Source organism: Desulfovibrio sp. OH1186_COT-070 (genome assembly GCF_003860215.1).
Lineage (GTDB): Bacteria > Desulfobacterota > Desulfovibrionia > Desulfovibrionales > Desulfovibrionaceae > Desulfovibrio.
In genome coordinates this window covers 1-467 of record NZ_RQYH01000168.1, presented here as the reverse complement: position 1 = coordinate 467, position 467 = coordinate 1, and the positions used below count along the sequence as shown (strand labels likewise).

The following is a 467-nucleotide window of genomic DNA, read 5'->3' as shown; positions in this document are numbered from 1 at the left end:
GTCCCTATCCGTCGTGGGCGTAGGAAATTTGAGAGGAGCTGTCCTTAGTACGAGAGGACCGGGATGGACATACCTCTGGTGTACCAGTTGTCGTGCCAACGGCATAGCTGGGTAGCTATGTATGGACGGGATAAGTGCTGAAAGCATCTAAGCATGAAGCCCCCCTCAAGATGAGATTTCCCAACTTCGGTTATAAGATCCCTCAAAGATGATGAGGTTAATAGGTTCGAGGTGGAAGCGTGGTGACACGTGGAGCTGACGAATACTAATCGATCGAAGACTTAATCAATTTTTTCAAGTTTTGCGAAGCAAATCTTTACTTACTATCTAGTTTTGAATGTATAATCATTCATTTGTCTGGTGACAATGGCAAGGAGGTCACACCTGTTCCCATGCCGAACACAGAAGTTAAGCTCCTTAGCGCCGATGGTAGTCGGACTAACGTTCCGCTAGAGTAGGACGTTGCC

Annotated in this window: 2 rRNA genes; both read left to right on the top strand. The window is 46.9% G+C overall.

Annotated elements, in window-relative coordinates:
• Positions 1 to 289, top strand: a 23S ribosomal RNA gene (locus tag EII23_RS12395); the annotation flags it as partial.
• A 67-nt stretch (positions 290 to 356) separates the two neighbouring features.
• Positions 357 to 467 (top strand): 5S ribosomal RNA (rrf, locus tag EII23_RS12390); the annotation flags it as partial.